The organism is Amnibacterium kyonggiense, assembly GCF_004364555.1.
Lineage (GTDB): Bacteria > Actinomycetota > Actinomycetes > Actinomycetales > Microbacteriaceae > Amnibacterium > Amnibacterium kyonggiense.
Window position 1 is genome coordinate 138,027 of sequence record NZ_SOAM01000001.1, and the last position, 19,367, is coordinate 157,393.

The following is a 19,367-nucleotide window of genomic DNA, read 5'->3' on the forward strand; positions in this document are numbered from 1 at the left end:
TCCTCCCTGCCGCTCCGCCGCCGTGCGTGCGACGATGGCGCCCGTCAGCCGTCGCGTGCGGCACCGTGAGCAGGAGGAACCCATGGCCGACTTCCCCGCGGAGAACATCCGCGACTGGCGGGACCACGACGTGGTCGACGGCGCGGGCGAGAAGATCGGCTCCCTCGAGTCGGTGTACTTCGACACCGCGACCGACGCCGCCAGCTTCGCCGCGATCCAGATCGGCATCCCCGGCCGGCGCAGGCTCGTCTTCGCGCCGCTGACGGGCGCGGTCGTCTCGCCCCGCTACCTGAAGGTCCAGGTCGATCGGAAGACGGTCAAGGACGCGCCGAGCATCGACACGGACGGAGAGCTCACGAGCGAGGCCGAGCCCGCCCTGTTCGAGCACTTCGGCCTCCCGTACGCGCTCGGTGCGAACGGGGAACGGCGACTCGGCCGCCGCTGAGCGGATCTGCCGCTGGCCGGGACGTGCGCGATTCGGAGAAGCGCCGACGCCGCGCGTTCCCTACCGTCGTGCTGCAGCGACAGCCCAGGAGGCAGCCATGACCACCCCCGTCGACTTCGTCGAGGTCTCCACCGTCGGCCTCGAGTCGTCCCCGGTCGCGCCCGCGCTCGCGGGCCTCCGCGCGAACGAGGCCCGCTACTTCAAGAACAAGTACGGGCACGACTTCACCACCGAGCCGGCGTCCAGCCCCGCCGGCTCCGCCGTCGTCGACCGCGTGGCGGAGGTCCTGCGCGACGAGCGGGGCATCGTCATCGCGTCGCCCGCGCTCGAGGCGACGGAGTTCGAGGTGGAGGGCGTCCGCTGGTCGTACGTCTTCTACGAGAGCGGCCTGTCGATCAACGTGCTCTACACGCTCGCCGAGGGCGGCAAGCGTGCGGTCGGCTTCAAGCTGTCCGACGGCATGGCGGTGCCGGAGGAGCTCGCCGCCTTCAAGTTCGCCCGCCAACGCTCGAAGCTCGCCGGCACGATCCGCGGCTCGTACTTCGTCATCAAGCACGAGCACTGAGCCGTCAGTCGGTCGGGATCCACACCCGCATCGCCCCGACGGAGCGGTTCGCCCACGCGAAGTAGGGCACCGCCCGGATCGCCACCGGCCCCGCGGCGACCGCGTCGACGGCGCCCGGGTACGGGTCCGGCCCGTGCCGGTGGATCCTCCCGCTGGCGAGCAGGGTCGGCACGCCGAGCCGCGCGTCGGACTCACCGACGAGCAGCGGCTCGTCGAGGTCGATCCGGAGGTCGTCGACCGGAGCGCCGTCGCCCAGGTCGACCTGCTCGACCGCGTAGACAAGCGGGCCGGCCTCGATCGCAACCGAGCCGCGGAGGGCGTCGATCCGGTCGTTCGGGTGGACGACGCGGGGCGCGAACGGCAGCACGAGCTCGACCTCGTCGCCCGGGGCCCAGGTACGCCGGATCCGCGCGAGGCCGGCCTCGACCGGCTCGCCGTCGAGCGTCGCGCCGACCGCCCAGGCGGGGACGCGGAGACCGAGCTCCGCCTCCCCCTCCGGCGCCTCCCGCACCCGCACGAGGACGCGCCCGTCGCGGGGATGGTCCGTCTCGACGTCGAGGGCGAAGCCCGCGGCCGCGACCGAGCCGTGGACGTACTGCTGCAGCTGCAGCGCCGGTACGTCGTCCACCGACGCCGTGGTCGCGACGTACGCGCCGAGGCTCGACAGCGTCCGCATGATGTTCGGCGGGCAGCAGGCGGTCTGGAACCAGCCGAGCCGGCCGTTCACGGGGTTGCGGTCGTCGTCGGGCACGGCGTCGCCCCGCACCTGCAGCGCGTTCACGTAGAAGTACTCGCCGCCGGCGAGCGAGACGCCGGGCAGCACGCCGTTCAGCAGCATCCGCTCGACCTGGTCCGCGTAGGACTCGTCGCCGGTCGCGAGGAGCATGCGCTGCGCCCACTGCACGCCGCCGATCGCCGCGCAGCTCTCCGCGTACGCGCGGTCCGACGGCAGCTCGTACGGGTCGCCGAACGCCTCGCCCTCCCACCGCGAGCCGAGGCCGCCGGTCAGGTACTGCTTCGTCGCGGCCATGGCGGCGAACTGCCGCTCCAGCGCGGCGAGCAGGTCGGCGTCGCCGCGCTCCACGGCGACGTCCGCCGCGCCCTCGGCGAGGTAGACGGCCCGGACCGCGTGCCCCTCCGGCGTCGTGGTCTCGCGGACGGGCACGCGGTCCGAGAAGTAGTTCGCGTCGCGCGCGTGGTCGCCGATCGTGCTGCGGCCGCGCGCGTCGACGAACCACGCGGCGAGGTCCAGGTACGCGGCCGTGCCGGTCTCGCGGAAGAGCTCGACGAGCGCGGTCTCGATGACGGGGTGCCCGTCGAGGGCGTGCGAGGCCCGGGGCCCGAAGGTGCGGACGAGGTGGTCCGCCAGCCGGACGGCGACGTCGAGCAGCCCGGTGTCCCCGGTGCCCCGCCGCTGCGCGACGGCGGCCTGGATCAGGTGCCCGGCGCAGTAGTGCTCGTGGGTCCAGCCCAGCTCCGTGTACCGCGGCATCCCCCGCAGCCGCACGATCGTGTGGAGGTAGCCGTCCTCCTCCTGCGCCGCCGCGACCTTCGCGGTGAGCTCGCGCTGCTGGCGCAGCAGCACCTCATCGCCGGTGCGGGCGATCTCCCACGCGGCGGCCTCGAGCCACTTGTACACGTCCGAGTCCGCGAAGATCTCGCCGCGCGTCTCCCCCTCGCCGCGAGCCGCCGCCTCGAGGTTCGCCACGTTCCCCGCCGCGTGGAGGCGCTCCCAGCCCTGCGGGATCGACGTCGCCGCGTTCACGGCCAGCCGCTCCCCCCAGAAGCCGCCGCGGATCGCGACGCCCTCCAGCCCCACGGGGTGAAGCATGGTCGCGCTACCAGCCGTGGGTGCGAGCGGACCGCTCACCGTCGTCGTCATCGGGACCGCTCCGTTCCGCGACGCACCGGTGAGGGGCGGGCACGTCGGTCCCAGCGTCGCCCATCGAGGTCCGGATCGCCAGTCCGGGCCGTGGTCAGTCGGTCGCCGCCCCGAGCGCCCGGAGCATCGGCGCGGCCTTCAGCCGCACCTCGTCCCACTCCGCCTCCGGTCGGGACAGCGCGGTGATGCCGCCGCCCGCGCCGACCACCGCGGTGTCGCCGTGGAGGAGGGCGCTGCGGATCACGACGGCGAGGTCGAGGGACCCGTCGCCGGCGATGCGGCCCCACGCCCCCGAGTACGCACCGCGCGGGCCGCCCTCCAGCCGCGCCAGGTGCTGCATCGCGGACCGCTTGGGCGCCCCGGTCATCGAGCCCGCCGGGAACAGCGCCGCGATCGCGGAGATCGCGTCGCCCGTCAGCCGCGACGCCACCGTCGAGACGAGGTGGTGCACCGAGGCGAGCCGCTCGACCTCGAACAGCCGCTCGACCTCGACCGAGCCGACCTCGGAGACCCGGGACAGGTCGTTCCGCATGAGGTCGACGATCATCAGGTTCTCCGCCCGCTCCTTCTCGTCGGTGCGCAGCTCCTCCGCGAGCCGGCGGTCCTCCTCGGCGTCGCTGCCCCGAGGGCGCGTGCCCTTGATCGGCCGCGTGGAGGCGCGGCCGTCCAGCTCGACCCGGAGGAAGCGCTCCGGCGAGGCGCTGACGAGCGACCGGTCGCCGAAGCGGAGGACGCCCGCGTGCTCCGATCGGTCCGTCGCGCGGAGCCGCCGGAGCACGTCGCCGTCGACGTACGGCCGATCCGCGCGCACGGTGACCCGGTCGGTGAGGCACAGCTGGTACGCGTCGCCGCGGCGGATCGCGTCCAGGCAGGCGGCGATCCGGTCGAGGTAGTCCTCGCGCTCGAGCCGCCAGGCCGCCGCGGCGCGAGGCGCCTCGAGCACGGGCGAGGGCCGCAGCCCCGACAGGCGGGCCGCCGTCGCCTCGGCCCAGGGCCGATCGGCGGCGAGCGCCAGCACCGTCGCGCGGCCCGCCGCGTGGTCGAACTCGACGCCGCGCAGCGTCAGGAGGAAGGCAGCGGCGGGCTCGTCGCTCGGCGCCGTCTCGACGCCGGCCGCCGCCGCACCGAGCTCGTAGCCGATCCAGCCCCACCAGCCGAGTCGCCTGGACCGGACGGCGGGCAGTCGCTCACGGAGCGTGGAGCAGAGCGCTTCGAGGGCACCGGGCCCCGTCCCGCTCCACGGGAGCACGTCCGCCGCCGACCGCGGCAGCCCGATGAAGCTGACCGCGTCGTCGGGCGCCGTCGACCGGTCCGACCACACGAGGTGGTCGTGCTCGGCGGCGAGCAGCGCCCAGGCCGAGGACGGCTCGACCCGGCCGGCGACGTCGACCCGGACCACGTCCGCCGCCCGCTCGATCCGCTCCACAGCACGCCTCCGCCCCCATCCTGGCGGGCCCGAGCGGACTGGAGGACCGCCCACTCAGCCGCGGGAGGCGACGACCCGCTCGGCCTCCCGCTCGGTGCCGGTGGTGACCACCTCGAGGCCGCGGGACCCGCGCAGCTTCGCGTCGATGTGCTCGGCGACCGTGATCGGCGGATAGAGCGGTCGCTCCCCCGCCGCGACGACACCCGGCAGCGCCGCGATGACGGCGTCGTGGTTGCCGTCGAGGAAGAAGGCGGCGGATCGGCGGCGGCGGATGGTGCCGTCCACGATCGGGGGCTTGACCCGGTGCAGCGTCGACCGCCAGCGCTCGTTCGTCCAGCGCGCCATGAGGTCGCCGAAGTTGATCAGCAGCGCGCCGGGCAACGGCGACACGTCGTGCCAGCCGCCGTCGGCGGCGAGCACCTGGAGCCCCTTCACGTCGTCCGCCCAGAGCAGGGTGACGATGCCGAAGTCCGTGTGCTCCCCCATGCCGATGAGGTCGCCGTCGAGCTCGATGCGCTCCCCGGGCGGCAGCGCGTAGTTGTTCATCCGCAGGACGTTCAGCGAGTGATCCGTGAACCGGTCGAAGTACCCGGCGGGCAGCGACAGCGCGTCCTCGAAGACGGCGAGCAGCCGGTGCGCGACGACGTCGACCTCCGCCATCCACGCCTGCACCCGGGTCGCGAACGCGTCGACCTCGTCCGGCCAGCGGTTCGGCGCGTAGGCCGTGCGGTCGAGCGGCAGGTCGGGGAACCGGTCCGCGTCGATCCCGACGTTGTACGCCTCAAAGAAGTCGTTCATCCGCTCGGCCTTCTCGACGCCGAGGCTCAGGCTGAGGCGCTCCGACTTCGGCGCCGTGTAGCCGCGGTTGACGCCGGGCGGCGCGATGTAGGCCTTCTTCACGTCGAGCGGCAGGCCGAAGAAGTCGTCGATGACGGAGCCGAGGCCGTCCCACGCCTCGGCGGAGACGCCGTGGCCCGTCACCTGGAGGAAGCCGACGGTCCTGGCGGCCTCGTCGAGCCGCCGCGCGACAGCGAGCCGCTCCTCGCGGGAGGCGTGCGGGTCGCCGTAGGGGGCGATGTCGACGACGGGGACCTGGAACGGCGTCGGGTCGGTCACGCCTCCAGCGTGCCACCCGCATGTTTCGTCGGTGTCACCCGGCGCCCGCTCAGCGGTCGAAGAGCACCCGGCGGCCGAGGAGCCGGAGGTCGAGCTCCCGCATCGTCACCGCCGCGAGGTCGGCCAGGTCGGCGAGCTCCGCCTCCGTGAACTCGCGGACCCGCCGGTCGAGGGCGACGATCGCCCCGACGGTCTGCCCGTCGAAGGTGGTGAGCGGCTGGGCGGCGTAGGCGCGCAGGTCGCCGTCGGCGGCGAGCAGCGGGTGCCCGTCCGCCCGCGGGTCCTCGGTGAGGTCCGCCGTCGTCCAGCCCTCCCCCGACGACACCGTCTCGGCGGCGAAGGAGGCGTTGCGCGGCACCTGCGCGACGTCGAGGTCGCCGTGGGAAAGGAACCACTCGCGGTCGCCGTCGACGATCGACACGAGCACCAGCGGGACGTCGAGCAGCCGCCGCGCGAGACGCACGATCCGCTCGATCGCGTCGTCGGTGCGGGTGTCGAGCACGCCGACCCGGCGCACGGCCGCGAGGCGCTCCCCCTCGTCGTCGCCGAGGACCTCGGGGTCGAGGCGGCGGGACTGGACGAGCCCGTCGACGAAGGCCTCCTGCAGCGCGACGGACGCCTCCGCGGCCGTCGGCCGGTCCGCCGGATCGCGGGCGGTCATCGCGCGGAGCACATCCCCGAGCACCGCGGGCACCGAGTCCGGGACCTCCGGATCCTGCTTCAGCCGCGCGAGCGCGGACTCGTCGACCCCGCCGGGGTACGCGACGGTGCCGGTGAGCGCCTCGAGCAGCACCAGGCCGAGCGCGTACACGTCCCACGCGGGCGCGGGATCCTGCCCGAGCACCTGCTCCGGGCTGAGGTACGCCGCCGTGCCGGTCGTGTACTCGGCGTCGCCGGCCGCGCCGATGATCGTCGCGATCCCGAAGTCGGTGAGCTTCCCGCGGATGCGCGAGGAGGGGCCGCGCCGGAGCAGCAGGACGTTGGCGGGCTTGATGTCGCGGTGGAGGAAACCCGCCTCGTGGACCGCGTCCAGCCCCTGTGCGAGGTCGGAGCCGAGCGTCGCGACCTGCCCGGCCGTCAGCGGGCCCTCGCGGAGGCGGCGGCGGAGGTCGCCGCCCGCGACCCGTTCCATGACGAGGAAGATCCGCGGGCCGTCGGGGTCGCTGGTGTCGACGCCGGCGTCGAACAGCGTCGTCAACGCGAAGTGGTCGAGCCCGGCGACGAGCCGCGCCTCCGCCTCCTGCAGCCGCACCTCGTCGGGCGTGGTCGCCGTCGCGGTGAAGAGCTTCAGCGCGACCTTGCGACCGAGCAGCGGGTCGTTCGCCTCGTAGACCGTCGCCCGGCCGCCGCGGCCGATGACGTCCCCGATGCGGTAGCGGCCCGCGACGGCGGGCGGCTGGGCCTGGGGCATCGGGCGGGTGCTCCTCGAACGGATCGACCACCGGGCGGGCTGGGCCCGGTCCGAGCATCGTCACACACCGCGGCGACGCCGCGCGGCGGCCTCCGGTCAGACGGAAGCGCCTGCGTACTGCAGCTCGGCGCTCGCCAGCACCGCGAGGTCGCGGAGGATCTCGCCGTCGAACTCGTCCGCGACCCGCGGCTCGGTGTCGAACACCGAGATCGTGCCCATCGCCGATCCGTCGGCGAGCTCGAGCGGATGGGCGGCGAAGAACCGCACCTCGCCCTGCGGCCGGATGTCCCGCGCGAGGTGCGTGTCGTGCCATGCGTCGAGCACGAGCAGCGGCCGCACCGCTGCCGCGCGGACGCACGCCTGATCCGGGAGCGCGGGGCCGACCGCCGCGAGCGTCCGCGTCCGGCCGGCGGTCAGCACGGCGATCGCCGCCGAGCCGACGGCGAAGGCGGACGTCGCGATCACCGCGATCCGCTGCAGGTGCTCGGCGACCGTGTCGCGCTTCGGTGCTTCGAGCATGCGCGGGGTTGTCCGGGGCTGCAGGACGCCGAGCAGGCTGCTGCTGACGGCCTCGGCGACGAGCGGCGCCGGGCACTCGCCGGCTCGCGGCGCGATGCGCACGTCGCGCCAACCGGCCGCCGAGCCCGGCGCGGGCGCTCGGAAGGGCACGTCGCAGACGCCGAGCACGCGCGTCATCTCGGCGATGCGGTCGATCACGCGCTGCAGCCGCTGCGGCAGCGGCGAGGCGCCGAGGTCCGGCAGCAGCACCACCGCGTCGTAGTCGCCGACGTTCCAGGCGTCCGCGAAGGACTCGAGGATGCGCAGCACGCGGCCGACGCCGCAGACCACGTCGAGCTCGATCCCGCGGCGCGACGACAGCCAGAGGCGGTCGAGGAGCCGCACGGGGACGCGGTGCTCGTCCGGCGAGTCGCTCGTCTCGAGCCAGCTCCGGTCGGCGATCAGGAGGATCCGCGCACCGTTCGCGCCGGGACGGCGCAGCCGCGCGGCGGTCAGGTCCGTGATCGACACCGAAGTCCCTCCTGCCGCCGGATCGCCGCTCATCGTCGCCCCCCGAACCCGAGTGAGCGCTGAACAGCAGGTCGTGCGCAGGCCGCACGGCGTGCACCTGCGTAGTCCCTCCTGCACCGAGGTGGTGTCAGCTCGGCGGTCGGTCGTCCGTCCGGCCCGGCAGGTGCGGCATGCGGATGTCGCCCGGCTCCACGTCCACCTCGCCCGGATCGGTGTAGTCGCCGGTGCCCGGCAGCAGCCGCACCTTCGACCGGTCGATGTCCGGATCGGCGAGCGCGGGGCTGTCCTCCTGGTCGTCCTGGAGCACCTCGGTCTCCCGCTCGCTCGACGGTGAGTAGTCGGTGTCGAGCCGCTCCGAGGGGTCGACCTCCGGATCCGACTCGATCGGGTCGCCGTGGTGCTTCGTCATCGCGCCGAGGGTACGGACCGCGGCCGGGAGGTCGCTCAGGCGCCGAGCTCGAGCAGGACCGACCGCAGCTCGGCCACCACCTCGCCGTGCCCGGCGAGCACCATCCGGTTCGTCGGCGCGTCCTCCTCGAGGCCGCGGACGACGCCGCCCGCCTCCTGCACGAGGAGCGCACCGGCCGCCTGGTCCCACGGGTTGAGACCCTGCTCGAAGTACGCGTCGAGCCGTCCGGCGGCGAGGTACGCGAGGTCGATCGCCGCGCCGCCGGCCCGGCGCAGGTCGCGCACCCGGGCGAGCAGCGGCTGGGCGACGCGGGCCTGGTTCGTGCGGATCCCCTGCGTGTAGTGGAACCCCGTCGCGACGAGCGCGCGGTCCAGCGGGACGGGCTCGCGGACGCGCAGCTCCCGGTCGCCGAGGTGCGCCCCGCCGCCTGCGGAGGCGGTGTACAGCTCGCCCAGCGCGGGCGCGTCGACGGCGCCGGCGAGCGCGGTCCAGGATCCCGGATCCGGGTCGCCCTCCACCACCGCGATGGAGACCGACCAGTTCGGCAGGCCGTACAGGTAGTTCACGGTGCCGTCGATGGGATCGACGACCCAGGTCAGACCGCTCGTGCCGCGCTCGGCGCCCGACTCCTCGCCGAGGAAGCCGTCGTGCGGGCGCAGCTCGGCGAGGCGACCGCGGATGAGGTCCTCGGTCGCCCGGTCGGCTGCGGTGACGATGTCGATCGGCGACGACTTCGTCGCCTGCACCTCGACGCCCTCGCGCCGCAGCCGGGCCGCGAGGGCTCCCGCCTCCTCGGCGACGGCGCGGGCGATGTCGAGCAGTTCGTCGTGAGCCATGCCGCCAGCCTGCCCGACGCCGGTCGGCGATCCGACCGGCCCTCATGGACTTCTCACAGACGACTCCAGTGGGTCGCTTGCCGACCGTCGACCTCCCTCATGGGAAGGAGGCGTTCCATCGTCGATGTGAACGACCAGAACCCCTTCGAGGTCACGCCCGACGACGGGCGGCCCGCCGACGTCGCCTCCGACCGCGCGCCCGAGTCGGTCGCCCCTTCGCCGGACGCGCCGGTGAGCGCGGACGCGACGCCCGCGACCGCCGCTTCGACCGAGGCCCTGGAGGACGACGCCGAGGCCGATCGTGCGAAGCGGAAGCACCGCCGGATCGCCGCGCTGAGCGTCGCGGCCGCCGTCGTCTTCACGGCGGGCGCCGGTGGCGGGGCGGCGGTGTCGCTCGCCCTCGCGAACAGCACGACCGCCACGAGCGCGAGCGGCGGGACCTCGCAGTCCCAGACCCAGGGCGGGAGCACGGGCGGGTTCGGGCAGAACGGGTTCGGCGGATCGCAGAACGGGTTCGGCGGACAGAACGGGTTCGGCGGGCAGGGCGGCTTCGGTGGGCAGGGCGGGTCGCAGGGCGGCTTCGGCGGCTCGCAGAGCGGGTCCGGGACCGGGTCGTCGACCTCCCGCTCCACCGCAGCGACGGCCGCGCAGTCGGTGGGCCTCGTCACGGTCGTCTCGAAGCTCGGCTACGAGAACGGGGAGGCCGCCGGCACCGGGATCATCCTCACGTCGAACGGCCGCATCCTCACGAACAACCACGTCATCGACGGGGCGACGGCGATCGAGGTCACCGTGCAGTCGACGGGCAGGACCTACACGGCGGACGTCGTCGGCACCAACGCGACGAAGGACATCGCCGTGCTGCAGCTGCAGGACGCGTCCGGCCTCACGCCTGCGGACCTCGCGACGAGGAGCGCGGCCGTCGGCGACGACGTCACCGCGGTCGGCAACGCGAACGGGACGGGCACGCTGAGCGCTGCGACCGGCACGGTCAGCGCGCTGGACCAGACCATCACCACCTCGAGCGAGGGCAACACCGCCGGCGAGACGCTGCACGGACTGATCGAGGTCGACGCGGACGTCGTGTCCGGCGACTCGGGCGGCGCGGTGGAGAACGCGGACGGCGACGTCATCGGCGTGACGACCGCGGCTTCCTCCGGGACGTCGGACGTGACCGGGTACGCGATCCCGATCGACTCCGCGATCTCGATCGCGAAGCAGATCGTCGCGGGCGACGACACCAGCGAGATCACGATCGGGCTGCCCGCCTTCCTCGGCGTCTCGCTCTCGCAGGACTCGAGCCGGGCGGTCATCGAGCAGGTGCTCTCCGGCACGGCGGCCGCGAAGACGGACCTGGCCGCCGGCGACACGATCACGGCGATCGACGGCACGTCGATCGCGTCGGCGAGCGAGCTCTCCGCGGCGATCGCGAAGCACGCCCCCGGCGACCGGATCACGGTCGGCTACACCGACTCCTCGGGCGCCGGCCACAGCGTCACGGTCACCCTGACGGAGGGGCCGGCCGACTGATGACCGTCGATGCGCGGACCTGGGCGGCGGACCACGCCGCCGCCCTCGTCGGCCTGCCCTCCGGCGCCGCCGTGCAGGAGGTCGAGGAGGCGGGCCTCCGTTCCCGCGTCGCGGGCCCGGACGAGATGCTGACGCTCGAGTTCCGCGCCGACCGCGTCACCCTCGTCACGGATGCGACCGACCTCGTCACCGAGGTCCGCCCCGGCTGACGCCCCGACTTTGCTCACGCTTCTTGCCGCCTCGAGGCCTCCGAGGCGGCACGAAGCGTGAGCAAAGTCGGGGTGGTGCCTTGGAACGCACTGCGGCCCCGCACTCGAGAGTGCGGGGCCGCAGTGGCGGGTGAGGGATTCGAACCCCCGAAGGCTGAGCCGGCTGATTTACAGTCAGATCCCTTTGGCCGCTTGGGTAACCCGCCTGGCTGCTCGGGCCAGCCCTGTGCGGGCTGGCCCGAGGCGCGTGGACGAGGATACGCGACGCCGCGAGTGCTCGGAAACCACGCGAGCGGGGTGCGCGAGGGGTGCACGCGCATCGTTCTGGTCGGCGCGTGCCCGAACGCTCCACGACCGTCTCCCCGGACGCACACGACCAGCCGATCCCGCGCGACCTCCTGGACGCGGAGGACCTCACGCGGCTGCGCGACCGGATCGCCGCGGCTGTCACCGCTCCTTGACGGCGCGGATCGTGAAGGTCAGGGGCAGGAGGTCCTCCCCCTCCGCGAGCCGCCACTCGTCGAACTCGGTGCGGACCATGCGGCCCGGCAGGGCCTCCCACGGCACGGAGCGGTGCTCCTCGAGCAGGGTGAGGCGCAGGCCTGCGGCGAAGAGGGCGGTGATGGTCTCGCCGATGCCGTGGCTCCAGGAGGCGGTGCGGGTGTGCACGAACTCGTGCTCGGACGCGACGTACGTCCCCGGCTCGTCGAACACCTGCGGCTCCGCGGTCTCGAAGTAGGGGTAGCGGACCGTCAGCGCGTCCATGCGCGCCTCGTCGATCGCCCACAGCATCGGGTGGCCGTCGCGGATGAAGAGCTCGCCACCGGGCCGCAGGAGGCCCGCCACGGTGCGCGCCCAGGCCGCGATGTCGGGCAGCCAGCAGATCGCGCCGATGCCCGTGTAGACGAAGTCGAACGACCCCGGCTCGAGCACGTCGAGCGCCCCGTCGACCGTCGACTCCACGAAGCGGATGCTCGCGCCCGCCCGGGCCGCGAGCGCCGTCGCCTCCGCGAGCGCCGGAGCCGAGAAGTCCAGTCCGGTCATCTCGGCGCCGAGCCGCGCGAGCGAGAGCGTGTCCGTGCCGATGTGGCACTGCAGGTGCACGCCCCGCTTCCCGCGCACGTCCGGCAGCCGGGGCAGGTCGAACCGCACGACGTCCGACAGGAACGCGGGATCCGCGACGAAGCGCTCCACCGCATAGTCGGGCGACGCCGCGTGCGGGGCCGCCCGCTCGTCCCAGTTCGTGCGGTTCAGCGCGATCCACTCGTCCACACCGGAAGCCTCCTACACTCCTGGTCCCATGGCCGATAGCTCGTTCGACGTCGTCAGCAAGGTGGACCCGATGGAGGCGGACAACGCCGCCAACCAGGCCCGCAAGGAGATCGATCAGCGCTACGACTTCAAGGGCGTCGGCGCCTCGCTCGAGCTGAAGGGCGAGCAGTTCCTGCTCAAGGCCTCGACCGAGGAGCGGGTGAAGGCGGTGCTCGACGTGCTCGAGTCGAAGCTGATCAAGCGCGGGATCTCGCTGAAGTCGCTCGACGTGGGCGAGCCGTTCGCCTCCGGGAAGGAGTACCGGATCGAGGCGAAGCTGAAGAACGGCATCGACAGCGACAACGCCAAGAAGGTCACGAAGCTGATCCGCGACGAGGGCCCGAAGAGCGTGAAGTCGCAGATCCAGGGCGACGAGGTCCGGGTCACGTCGAAGAGCCGCGACGACCTGCAGGCGACGATCGCCCTGCTGAAGCGCGCCGACCTGGACCTCGACCTCCAGTTCCTCAACTTCCGCTGACGCGGAGCACGCGGGGCTGGCACCCGAAGTCGGGTTCGAGGCCGCCGCGCCGCCGCCCGTAGGATCCGGGCATGCAGGGCTGGCTGGCGACGGCCCTCCCCATCGCCGTGATCGTGGTGGACGTGGTCATCCGCGTGCTCGCGGTGGTCTTTGTGCCGAAGAACCGGCGCCCGGCGACCGCGACCGCATGGCTCCTCGCCATCTTCTTCATCCCGTACGCCGGCCTGATCGCCTTCCTGCTGTTCGGCAGCACGAAGCTGCCCCGGCGACGTCGGGCGAAGCAGGCCCAGGTCAACCGCTACGTCATGCATGCGACCGAGGGCATCGACCTCGCGACCGAGACCCCCGACTGGCCGCCGTGGTTCGCCTCCCTCGCGGCGCTCAACCGGCGCCTCGGCGCGATGCCGCTGCTCGGCGGCAACACCGCGCGGCTGCTCGGCGACTACGACGCGTCGATCGCGGAGATGACCGCCGCGGTCCGGAGCGCGGAGACCTTCGTCCACGTCGAGTTCTACATCCTGTCGCTCGACCGCACGACGGCGCCGTTCTTCGACGCGATGGAGGAGGCGCTCGCCCGCGGCGTGACCGTGCGGGTGCTGCTCGACCACATCGCGTCGCTCCGCGTCCGCGGCTACCGCCGCACGATCCGCCGACTGAAGGCGATGGGGGCGGACTGGCACCTGCTGCTGCCCGTGCAGCCGTACCGGGGCCGCTACCAGCGGCCGGACCTCCGCAACCACCGCAAGGTCCTCGTGGTCGACGGCCGCGTCGGCTTCATGGGCTCGCAGAACATGATCGACCGCACCTACGACCGGTGGACGAACCGGCGCCGCGGGCTGCGGTGGCAGGACCTGATGGTCCGGCTCGAGGGGCCGATCGTCGCCGAGCTGAACACGATCTTCATCTCGGACTGGTTCGCGGAGACCGATGTGCTGCTCGAGCGGGCGGCTCGGCAGAGCGTCGCGCCCGTCGGCACCGAGGACCTCGACTGCCAGGTCGTCCCGAGCGGCCCGGGGTTCGAGCGCGAGAACAACCTCCGGCTCTTCAACGGCCTCATCTACGCGGCGCAGCGCCGCGTCGTCCTCGTGAGCCCCTACTTCGTGCCGGACGACTCCATGCTCTACGCGGTCACGACCGCGGCGCAGCGCGGCGTGGAGGTCGAGCTGTTCGTCAGCGAGATCGGCGACCAGGCCGTCGTCTTCCACGCGCAGCGCAGCTACTACGAGGCGCTGCTGAAGGCCGGCGTCGTCATCTGGCTCTACCGGAAGCCCACGATCCTGCACGCGAAGCACTTCACGATCGACGACGACGTCGCGGTCGTCGGCTCGAGCAACCTTGACATGCGCTCGTTCACGCTGAACCTGGAGGTGTCGCTGATGGTCCGCGGGCGCGCGTTCGTCGACGACCTCCGCGTGATCGAGGAGGGCTACCGGCGCGAGAGCCGCCGCCTGACGCTCGACGAGTGGGACGCCCGCCCCTTCCGCTCCGCGGTCCTCGACGACGTCGCGCGCCTGACCGCCGCGATCCAGTAGCGCTCCTGGGGCCTCCCGCTGCAGTTCGGGCGGTGCGCACCGCCCGGTCAGCAGCGGGGAGCCCCCGTAGCGTGGAGGCCGTGAAGACGCCGCCCAGGCCCGTCGTGCGCAACGCGGCGCGCGTGCTGCTCATCGACCCGGACGCGCGCGTGCTGCTCGTGCAGGGCGGCGATCCCGCGGATCCCGATGCAGGCACGTGGTGGTTCACCCCCGGCGGCGGCCTGGAGGCCGGTGAGTCCCCGGAGGCCGCGGCGCTGCGGGAGGCGTTCGAGGAGACCGGCCACCGCGTCGCGGCGCTCGAGGGGCCGGTCGCCCGCCGGTCGTCCGTGTTCCCCTTCGACGGCGTGCTGATCGAGCAGCGCGAGCAGTTCTTCGTCGCGCGCGTGCCCGCGTTCGAGCCGACGACCGCCGGGTGGACGGAGCTCGAGCGGCGGGCGCTCGCAGGCCTCCGCTGGTGGACGCTCGAGGAGCTGCGGACCACCGCGGCCACCGTGTTCCCGCCGAATCTCGCCGACCTCGTCGCCGAGCAGCTGGCGTGAGGGCGCGCAGAAGTCTCGCGCTCGGGCCCGCCCCAGCGCTAGGGTGACGCCGTTCCGAGCGACGAGAGGAGGCATCGCCATGACGGTCGTCGTCGTGCCCGCACCCGCCCTCCTCCCTTCCGAGGCGTCCCGCTGAACTGACCCCGGGCGCCTCCCGTTCTTCGGAGCCCCACCCATGTCGTTCGACGACGCCTTCCTGCTCGACGGTCTCGGGACCGCGAGCCTGCCCGACTACGAGCCCGGGCCGGACCAGCGCTGGTCCACCTGGGCCGCCGCCACCCCGACCGAGCGCGGTCCGCGTCCCTGGCCGGACTGGCTCGAGACCTCCTCCGCCGCACTCGACACCGAGCTCGGCATCGTCAAGACGGGGAAGGAGGCGGACGTGTTCCTGATCGAGCGCGCCGTCCCCGGCACCCCGGGCTGCCGCCTGGCCGCGAAGCGGTACCGCGGCAGCGACCATCGCGAGTTCCACCGCTCCTCCGCCTACGAGGAGGGGCGGCGGATGCGCAACACCCGCGATGCCCGCGCGGTCGCCCGCGGTACCGCCTACGGCAAGCAGGTCGCCGCCGGGCACTGGGCGGTCGCGGAGTTCGCGGCGCTCCACCGCGCCTGGACGGCGGGCATCCCCGTCCCCTACCCCGTGCAGGTGAGCGGCACGGAAGTGGTGATGGAGTTCATCGGCGAGGGCCGGACCGCGGCGCCCCGGCTCGCGCAGACGAGGCTGCGCGGCGCCGACCTCGAGGACGCGTTCGGGCAGGTCGTCGATCTGCTGCGGGCCTTCGCGCGGGGCGGCTTCGCGCACGGGGACCTCTCCGCGTACAACCTGCTGCTGCACGAGGGCCGCGTCGTGGTCATCGACCTGCCGCAGATCGTCGACCTGGTCGCCAACCCGCTCGGCGCGGACTTCCTCCACCGCGACGTGGTGAACGTGTGCACCTGGTTCGCGGGTCGGGGCGTGGAGGCGGATGCGGAGGCGCTGTTCGGCGAGGTGCTCGCCGAGGCCTGGTGAGCGCTCGGCGAGCTCGCAGCGCGCGTGCAGACGCGCGGCTCTAGCTTCCGCTCATGACACGGTCGCTCAGAGTCGAGTTCCTTCCCGTCGACGTCCTCAATGAGGTCCCCTCGGACCCGCAGGTCCACGACGTCTCGATCCCGGACGGGGTCGCCGACGTGCCGGAGGTCCTGGAGAACCCGCACGTCGACTTCCCGGGCGCCTGGACGCTCGTCGGCGAGGGCGCGGACGGGGCGTACCGGTACCAGCGGGCCGACCGCGTCGCGAGCTCCTCCGACACCGCGGCCGGCTGAACCCGCGCGGATCCGCATCTCCCGAGCGACACGCCGCGCTCCGGCGCTGCGGAGGCGGCGTGTCGGCCGGGTTCTGCGGATCCGCGGCAGAAGTGCGGATCCGCGAGGGCTACGCGACCGGGTCGCCGAGCGATGCGGCGAGCATCTCGTCGCGCGGCACGACCTTGATCCGCGTGCGGCCGACGTGCTCGCCGAGTGCGAGCTCGTGCTGGTCGAGCAGGTGCCAGCCCTCGACGGTCGTGTAGCGGACGCCGCGGGAGGTGAGGAGCTCCTCGACGGACCGCTCCTCCGGGTGGGCCGGGTTCCACCACAGGCCCGCGTCGGTGAGCACGTGCTCGACGGTCTCCATCGCGTCGGACTTCGTGTGCCCGATCAGGCCGATCGGGCCCCGCTTGATCCAGCCGGTGGCGTAGACGCCGGGCAGTAGCGCACCGTCGTCGGCGAGCACCTGCCCCTCGTGGTTCGGGATGACGCCGCGCACCTCGTCGAACGGGACGCCCGGCACCGGGGATCCGAAGTAGCCGACCGCGCGGTAGACGGCCTGGACGGCCTGCTCCCGGAACTCGCCGGTGCCGCGGGCGCCGCCGAGGCCGTCCGGCTCGGTGCGCTCCCAGCGGATGGCCTCGACCCGGCCGTCGCCGAGGATCTCGACCGGCCGCGCCCACCAGTGGAGGTGCAGGCGCCGGCTCGCCGCGCCGACCTCCCGGGTGCGCCAGCTCTGCAGGATCCGGTCCATGACCATGACCTGCTTGTTGGCGGCGATCGCCGTGCGGGACTGGTCGTCGTAGTCGAAGTCCTCGTCCTTGACGATCATGTCGACGTCGCGGACCTCGCCGAGCTCCCGCAGCTCCAGCGGGGTGAACTTCACGTTCGCGGGACCTCGACGCCCGAAGACGTGCACGTCCGTCACCGGCGAGGAGCGGAGCCCCGCCTCGACGTTCGCGGGGATCTCAGTCGGCATCAGGTCCTCGACGTGCTTCACGAGGATGCGGGCGACGTCGAGGGCGACGTTGCCGTTGCCGATGACGGCGACCTCCTTCGCGTCGAGGGGCCAGTCGCGGGGCACGTCGGGGTGGCCGTCGTACCAGGAGACGACGTCCGCGGCGCCGTAGGAGCCGGGCAGGTCGATGCCGGGGATGTCGAGCGCCGCGTCGCGGATCGCGCCGGTCGCGAAGATCACGGCGTGGTAGTGCTGCTGGAGGTCCTCCAGGGTGATGTCCGTGCCGAAGTCGACGTTGCCGAACAGGCGCACCGCGCCGCCGTCGAGCACCTCGCGCAGCGCGCCGATGATGCCCTTGATCCGCGGGTGGTCGGGCGCGACGCCGTACCGGACGAGGCCGTAGGGCGCGGGGAGGCGCTCGAAGAGGTCGATCGAGACGTCGAAGCCGCGTTCGGCCTTCTTCGCGATGTCGGCGGCGTAGATGCCGGCGGGGCCGGCCCCCACGATCGCGAGGCGCAGCGTGGTCATTCGTCGTCTCCCTTCGAGCCGGGCGCGCGCGGCGCCGCAGGCGATGTCGGATGTCAGGCGGAGCGGTCGACGAGCAGGTCCGCGAAGCGGATCAGGGCTCGTCGCACCGTGCCTGCGGGCAGCGCGTCGAGCGCCGCCTTCGCGGAGGACGCCCAGCGGAGCGCCTCCTCACGGGTCTCCGCCGTCACGGGGTGGGCGCGCAGCTCCGCGACCACCTCGAGCACGGCCTCGTCGCTGTCCTCGGCGGACAGCGCGTCGATCCGCGCGAGCAGCGGGCGGTCCTCGACCACGGCGGCCGCGCGGCGACGCAGCAGCAGGAGCGGCAGCGTCGGCACGCCGGCCTTGAGGTCGGTGCCGGGGTGCTTACCGGTGTCCTCCTCGTCGGGCGCGAGGTCGATCACGTCGTCGATCAGCTGGAATGCGACGCCGATCCGGCGGCCGAACGTGGAGAGCGGCGCCCGGTACTCGTGCGGGGCGTTCGCGTACGACGCGCCCCACTCGGCCGCGGCGGCGATGAGCGCGCCGGTCTTGTCCTCGAGCACCTGCAGGTAGTGGTCGACCGGGTCCTGGTCGGGCTGCGGGCCGACCGTCTCGTGCAGCTGGCCGAGGACCAGCCGCTCGAACACCTCCGCCTGGGCGAGCACGTCGCCCGGGCCCTCGATGCCCGCGATCAGCTTGCTGGCCCGGGCGAACAGCAGATCGCCGGTGAGGATCGCGACGGAGTTGCCCCAGACCTGCTGGGCGGACGGGACGCCGCGGCGCTCGGACGCCTCGTCCATGACGTCGTCGTGGTACAGCGAGCCGACGTGGAGGATCTCGACGGCCTGCGCCGCCGTCACGACGTCGTCGGTGACCCCGTCGCCGAGCTGTGCCGTCAGCAGGGTCAGCAGCGGCCGCACCCGCTTGCCGCCGGCGGCGAGCAGGTAGCGCGAGCGCACGTCCGCCACCTGGTCGTGGAACGCGACCTGCTCGAGGATGCCCGCCTCGACGCGCTCCAGGCCCTCGTCGATGCGCGCGGCCATCGCCTTGTCCTCGCGGGACGCGAAGAGCCGCTCCGAGAGCCGCAGCTGCGCGCTGAGCGCCGCGCTCCGCCCGGCGACGGCCTCGCGGGCGCTCACTCGCTGGCCCAGACGCCGGCGGAGGGCTTCACGCCGCGGTGCAGCGCCACGATGCCGCCGGTCAGGTTCCGGTACCGCACCTGCCGGAACCCCGCCTCCCGCAGCCAGGCGGCCAGCGTCGTCTGATCGGCCCAGGCCTTGATCGAATCGCCGAGGTACCCGTAGGCGGGCGCGTTCGACGACGCGATGCGCGACACCATCGGCATGACGCGGTCGAGGTAGGCGAAGTAGGCGGCGCGGAACGGCGCGAGCGGCGGCTTCGAGAACTCGCAGATGACGATGCGCGCGCCGGGCTTCGCGACGCGGAACATCTCCGTCAGGGCGCGGTGCGGGTCGGCGACGTTGCGGAGCCCGAACGAGATCGTGACCGCGTCGAACTCGTCGTCGCCGAACGGCAGCGCCTGGGCGTCGGCGAAGACGAACTCGATGCGCTGGTCGTCCGCGTGGCGCGCCCGCCCGACGGCGAGCATGCCCTTCGAGAAGTCCGCCGCGACGACGCGGGCCCCCGTGCGGGCGAGCGCCTCGCTCGAGGTGCCGGTGCCGGCCGCGAGGTCGAGGATGCGCTCGCCGGCCTTCGGCGCGACCGCCCGGACCGTGGCGGTGCGCCACAGCTGGGCGTTGCCGCCGGACAGGACCGTGTTCATGAGGTCGTACCGGCGCGAGGCCTCGTCGAACATCGCGGCGACATCGGCCGGCGTCTTGCTCAGATCGGCCGCGGACACGCTTGCAGATGGTAGTCGAGCCGCCGAAGTAGCCTGAGC

At 73.4% G+C, this 19,367-nt stretch carries 21 protein-coding genes and 1 tRNA gene; 10 read left to right on the forward strand and 12 right to left on the reverse strand.

All coding sequences use genetic code 11. The features are described from left to right. The first annotated feature begins 82 nt into the window (after positions 1-82). Both CLV52_RS00790 and CLV52_RS00795 read left to right on the forward strand, forming a co-directional pair. A complete protein-coding gene (locus CLV52_RS00790; protein WP_133763960.1) occupies positions 83-445 on the forward strand; it encodes a PRC-barrel domain-containing protein in 363 nt (120 codons plus the stop codon). Positions 446-542: 97 nt separating this feature from the next. Further along, a complete protein-coding gene (locus tag CLV52_RS00795) occupies positions 543-1,010 on the forward strand; it encodes a phage tail protein (RefSeq protein WP_133763962.1) in 468 nt (155 codons plus the stop codon). A gap of 4 nt (positions 1,011-1,014) precedes the next feature. Here CLV52_RS00795 and CLV52_RS00800 read toward each other — a convergent pair whose 3' ends face one another. The 7 genes from CLV52_RS00800 to CLV52_RS00830 all read right to left on the reverse strand — a co-directional run bounded on the left by CLV52_RS00800 (position 1,015) and on the right by CLV52_RS00830 (position 9,119). Then, the gene (locus CLV52_RS00800) at positions 1,015-2,829 is read right to left on the reverse strand and encodes a glycoside hydrolase family 127 protein (protein WP_246017859.1); all 1,815 of its coding nucleotides are present in this window, start codon (positions 2,827-2,829) and stop codon (positions 1,015-1,017) included. Positions 2,830-2,986: 157 nt separating this feature from the next. After that, the gene (locus tag CLV52_RS00805; protein ID WP_246017860.1) at positions 2,987-4,318 is read right to left on the reverse strand and encodes an anthranilate synthase component I family protein; all 1,332 of its coding nucleotides are present in this window, start codon (positions 4,316-4,318) and stop codon (positions 2,987-2,989) included. 54 nt (positions 4,319-4,372) lie between these two features. Further along, complete coding sequence (locus CLV52_RS00810; RefSeq protein ID WP_133763966.1) at positions 4,373-5,434, reverse strand: isopenicillin N synthase family dioxygenase; 1,062 nt, start codon at positions 5,432-5,434, stop codon at positions 4,373-4,375. A 49-nt stretch (positions 5,435-5,483) separates the two neighbouring features. After that, complete coding sequence (locus CLV52_RS00815) at positions 5,484-6,845, reverse strand: GAF domain-containing serine/threonine-protein kinase (RefSeq protein ID WP_133763968.1); 1,362 nt, start codon at positions 6,843-6,845, stop codon at positions 5,484-5,486. A gap of 96 nt (positions 6,846-6,941) precedes the next feature. Next, a complete protein-coding gene (locus CLV52_RS00820) occupies positions 6,942-7,874 on the reverse strand; it encodes a GAF domain-containing protein (RefSeq protein ID WP_133763970.1) in 933 nt (310 codons plus the stop codon). A 127-nt stretch (positions 7,875-8,001) separates the two neighbouring features. Continuing rightward, on the reverse strand, positions 8,002-8,283 hold the full coding sequence (locus tag CLV52_RS00825) for a hypothetical protein (RefSeq protein WP_133763972.1): 282 nt from the start codon (positions 8,281-8,283) through the stop codon (positions 8,002-8,004). Positions 8,284-8,318: 35 nt separating this feature from the next. Beyond that, on the reverse strand, positions 8,319-9,119 hold the full coding sequence (locus CLV52_RS00830; protein ID WP_133763974.1) for an inositol monophosphatase family protein: 801 nt from the start codon (positions 9,117-9,119) through the stop codon (positions 8,319-8,321). A 126-nt stretch (positions 9,120-9,245) separates the two neighbouring features. On the opposite strand from CLV52_RS00830, the gene CLV52_RS18200 reads away from it, so the two are divergent. Both CLV52_RS18200 and CLV52_RS00845 read left to right on the forward strand, forming a co-directional pair. After that, positions 9,246-10,649 carry a S1C family serine protease gene (locus CLV52_RS18200; RefSeq protein WP_162850658.1) on the forward strand — a complete coding sequence of 468 codons (1,404 nt, stop codon included), beginning with the start codon at positions 9,246-9,248 and terminating at the stop codon, positions 10,647-10,649. Further along, positions 10,649-10,858: a hypothetical protein gene (locus CLV52_RS00845; RefSeq protein ID WP_133763980.1), complete on the forward strand. Its 210-nt coding sequence runs from the start codon at positions 10,649-10,651 to the stop codon at positions 10,856-10,858. The genes CLV52_RS18200 and CLV52_RS00845 overlap by 1 nt, the downstream gene beginning before the upstream one ends. A 124-nt stretch (positions 10,859-10,982) precedes the next feature. Here the strand turns inward: CLV52_RS00845 and CLV52_RS00850 are convergent. Next, positions 10,983-11,064, reverse strand: a tRNA-Tyr gene (locus CLV52_RS00850). Positions 11,065-11,193: 129 nt separating this feature from the next. Between CLV52_RS00850 and CLV52_RS19005 the strand changes: the two genes are divergently transcribed. After that, positions 11,194-11,319, forward strand: coding sequence for a hypothetical protein (locus CLV52_RS19005; protein WP_281276037.1), 126 nt, complete (start codon positions 11,194-11,196; stop codon positions 11,317-11,319). Here the strand turns inward: CLV52_RS19005 and CLV52_RS00855 are convergent. Continuing rightward, entirely contained in the window at positions 11,306-12,130 is an 825-nt protein-coding gene (locus tag CLV52_RS00855) for a class I SAM-dependent methyltransferase (protein ID WP_133763982.1), read from the reverse strand. The two genes, CLV52_RS19005 and CLV52_RS00855, sit on opposite strands and share 14 nt — an antisense overlap. Before the next feature lie 28 nt (positions 12,131-12,158). Between CLV52_RS00855 and CLV52_RS00860 the strand changes: the two genes are divergently transcribed. From CLV52_RS00860 to CLV52_RS00880, 5 genes are all read left to right on the forward strand, one after another. Then, on the forward strand, positions 12,159-12,647 hold the full coding sequence (locus CLV52_RS00860) for a YajQ family cyclic di-GMP-binding protein (protein WP_133763984.1): 489 nt from the start codon (positions 12,159-12,161) through the stop codon (positions 12,645-12,647). Positions 12,648-12,718: 71 nt separating this feature from the next. Then, positions 12,719-14,179: a cardiolipin synthase gene (gene cls, locus CLV52_RS00865; protein WP_133763986.1), complete on the forward strand. Its 1,461-nt coding sequence runs from the start codon at positions 12,719-12,721 to the stop codon at positions 14,177-14,179. An 80-nt stretch (positions 14,180-14,259) separates the two neighbouring features. Then, positions 14,260-14,718 carry an NUDIX hydrolase gene (locus CLV52_RS00870; RefSeq protein WP_133763988.1) on the forward strand — a complete coding sequence of 153 codons (459 nt, stop codon included), beginning with the start codon at positions 14,260-14,262 and terminating at the stop codon, positions 14,716-14,718. A 175-nt stretch (positions 14,719-14,893) separates the two neighbouring features. Next, positions 14,894-15,727 carry a serine protein kinase RIO gene (locus CLV52_RS00875; protein ID WP_133763990.1) on the forward strand — a complete coding sequence of 278 codons (834 nt, stop codon included), beginning with the start codon at positions 14,894-14,896 and terminating at the stop codon, positions 15,725-15,727. Positions 15,728-15,780: 53 nt separating this feature from the next. Continuing rightward, the gene (locus CLV52_RS00880; RefSeq protein ID WP_133763992.1) at positions 15,781-16,020 is read left to right on the forward strand and encodes a hypothetical protein; all 240 of its coding nucleotides are present in this window, start codon (positions 15,781-15,783) and stop codon (positions 16,018-16,020) included. Positions 16,021-16,129: 109 nt separating this feature from the next. Here CLV52_RS00880 and CLV52_RS00885 read toward each other — a convergent pair whose 3' ends face one another. From CLV52_RS00885 to CLV52_RS00895, 3 genes are read right to left on the reverse strand one after another with little or no spacing between them, the layout of a single operon-like run. Beyond that, a complete protein-coding gene (locus tag CLV52_RS00885) occupies positions 16,130-17,488 on the reverse strand; it encodes an FAD-dependent oxidoreductase (protein WP_133763994.1) in 1,359 nt (452 codons plus the stop codon). A gap of 53 nt (positions 17,489-17,541) precedes the next feature. Further along, positions 17,542-18,606: a polyprenyl synthetase family protein gene (locus tag CLV52_RS00890; RefSeq protein WP_246017861.1), complete on the reverse strand. Its 1,065-nt coding sequence runs from the start codon at positions 18,604-18,606 to the stop codon at positions 17,542-17,544. Then, positions 18,603-19,328, reverse strand: a complete 726-nt coding sequence (locus CLV52_RS00895) for a demethylmenaquinone methyltransferase (protein WP_133763996.1) — start codon at positions 19,326-19,328, stop codon at positions 18,603-18,605. Before CLV52_RS00895 ends, CLV52_RS00890 begins: the two co-directional genes overlap by 4 nt. Positions 19,329-19,367 lie beyond the last annotated feature (39 nt).

What these genes read in the sequence shown, in the direction of transcription:
- CLV52_RS00795 (WP_133763962.1), top strand. Translation starts at nt 543, where the DNA reads ATGACCACCCCCGTCGACTTCGTCGAGGTCTCCACCGTCGGCCTCGAG.
- CLV52_RS00845 (WP_133763980.1), top strand. Translation starts at nt 10,649, where the DNA reads ATGACCGTCGATGCGCGGACCTGGGCGGCGGACCACGCCGCCGCCCTC.
- cls (WP_133763986.1), top strand. Translation starts at nt 12,719, where the DNA reads ATGCAGGGCTGGCTGGCGACGGCCCTCCCCATCGCCGTGATCGTGGTG.
- CLV52_RS00860 (WP_133763984.1), top strand. Translation starts at nt 12,159, where the DNA reads ATGGCCGATAGCTCGTTCGACGTCGTCAGCAAGGTGGACCCGATGGAG.
- CLV52_RS00875 (WP_133763990.1), top strand. Translation starts at nt 14,894, where the DNA reads ATGTCGTTCGACGACGCCTTCCTGCTCGACGGTCTCGGGACCGCGAGC.
- CLV52_RS00880 (WP_133763992.1), top strand. Translation starts at nt 15,781, where the DNA reads ATGACACGGTCGCTCAGAGTCGAGTTCCTTCCCGTCGACGTCCTCAAT.
- CLV52_RS00885 (WP_133763994.1), bottom strand. Translation starts at nt 17,488, where the DNA reads ATGACCACGCTGCGCCTCGCGATCGTGGGGGCCGGCCCCGCCGGCATC.
- CLV52_RS00825 (WP_133763972.1), bottom strand. Translation starts at nt 8,283, where the DNA reads ATGACGAAGCACCACGGCGACCCGATCGAGTCGGATCCGGAGGTCGAC.
- CLV52_RS00830 (WP_133763974.1), bottom strand. Translation starts at nt 9,119, where the DNA reads ATGGCTCACGACGAACTGCTCGACATCGCCCGCGCCGTCGCCGAGGAG.
- CLV52_RS00790 (WP_133763960.1), top strand. Translation starts at nt 83, where the DNA reads ATGGCCGACTTCCCCGCGGAGAACATCCGCGACTGGCGGGACCACGAC.
- CLV52_RS00815 (WP_133763968.1), bottom strand. Translation starts at nt 6,845, where the DNA reads ATGCCCCAGGCCCAGCCGCCCGCCGTCGCGGGCCGCTACCGCATCGGG.